This is a genomic window from Pseudomonas sp. SED1 (assembly GCF_034044025.1).
In the GTDB taxonomy this organism is placed as follows: Bacteria; Pseudomonadota; Gammaproteobacteria; order Pseudomonadales; family Pseudomonadaceae; genus Aquipseudomonas.
In genome coordinates this window covers 1-1,498 of record NZ_JAXCIS010000079.1, presented here as the reverse complement: position 1 = coordinate 1,498, position 1,498 = coordinate 1, and the positions used below count along the sequence as shown (strand labels likewise).

The window sequence follows — 1,498 nt, the reverse complement described above, 5'->3', positions numbered from 1 at the left end:
TGAGCCCGCTCCACAGGGGTAAAGGGTGTCAGTGCTTGAACATCACATGGCGAACGGTGGTGTAGTCCTCCAGGCCGTACATGGACATGTCCTTGCCATAGCCGGACAGTTTCTGACCGCCATGAGGCATTTCGCTGACCAGCATGAAGTGGGTGTTCACCCAGGTGCAGCCGTACTGCAAGCGCGCAGCCAGGCGGTGGGCGCGGCCGACGTCGGCGGTCCAGACCGACGACGCCAGGCCGTAGTCCGAGTCATTGGCCCAGCCCAATACCTGGGCCTCGTCGTTGAATTTGGTCACCGACACCACCGGCCCGAACACTTCGCGGCGCACGATCTCATCGTCCTGCTGCGCGTCGGCCAACACGGTCGGCTCAAAGAAGAACCCGTTGCCTTCCACCGCCTTGCCTCCGGTCACCAGGCGGATATGGGATTGCGCCACGGCACGCTCCACAAACCCGGTCACACGGTCGCGATGCTGCGCGGTGATCAGCGGGCCCAGTTCGGTCTCCGGATCATCCTGCAAACCGTATTTGATGCTGGCCACTGCCGCGCCGAGCTTCTCGACAAACGCATCGTAGATATCGGCCTGTGCATAAATCCGGCACGCAGCGGTGCAATCCTGGCCAGCGTTGTAGAAACCGAAGGTACGGATGCCTTCCACGGCCGCGTCGATATCGGCGTCGTTGAAGATGATCACCGGCGCCTTGCCGCCCAGTTCCATGTGCATGCGTTTGACGCTGTCGGCGGTGCTGGAAATGATATTGGCACCGGTGGCAATCGAACCGGTCAGCGACACCATGCGCACTTTCGGATGATTCACCAGCGGGCTGCCAACGGTTGGCCCACGACCAAACACCAGGTTGAGCACACCGGCCGGGAAAATTTCAGCGGCCAGTTCCACCAGGCGCAACGCGGTCAGCGGGGTTTGTTCCGACGGCTTGAGCACCACGGTATTACCGGCGGCCAGCGCCGGAGCGATTTTCCAGGCGACCATCATCAGCGGGTAGTTCCACGGCGCGATGGAGGCAATGACGCCCACCGGGTCGCGGCGGATCATCGAGGTGTGGCCCGGCAGGTATTCGCCGCCGGCCGAACCGCTCATGCAGCGGCTGGCGCCGGCGAAGAAACGGAACACATCGGCCACTGCCGGGATCTCGTCGTTCAGCGCGGCGCTGTAGGGTTTGCCGCAGTTGTCCGACTCCAGCTTGGCCAGTTCTACTCCGTGGGCTTCGATGGCGTCGGCGAGTTTCAGCAGCAGCAGCGAGCGGTCTTTCGGCGGAGTTTGCGACCAGCCTTCAAAGGCGCTGTCGGCGGCGCGCACGGCGGCGTCGACCTGGGCTTCGCTGGCTTCCTTGATCTCCACCAGCACCCGGCCCAGCGCCGGGTTGAACACCGGCTGCGCCGGGCCTTCACCTTCGACCAGATGGCCGTTGATCAGCAGTTTGGTTTGCATGGTTCAGTCCTCTTAAAGCTGCATCGTTTCCCCTGCCGAAACCGG

At 63.1% G+C, this 1,498-nt stretch carries 1 protein-coding gene; it reads right to left on the bottom strand.

Going from position 1 to position 1,498, the window contains the following annotated elements:
• Nucleotides 1-28 precede the first annotated feature (28 nt).
• Nucleotides 29-1,453 (bottom strand): gamma-aminobutyraldehyde dehydrogenase, encoded by a 1,425-nt coding sequence (locus tag SNL23_RS11400; protein WP_076017499.1) that lies wholly within the window; start codon nt 1,451-1,453, stop codon nt 29-31.
• Nucleotides 1,454-1,498 lie beyond the last annotated feature (45 nt).

Excerpts from the sequence above, each read along its gene's own strand:
- SNL23_RS11400 (WP_076017499.1), bottom strand. The coding sequence starts at position 1,453 with ATGCAAACCAAACTGCTGATCAACGGCCATCTGGTCGAAGGTGAAGGC.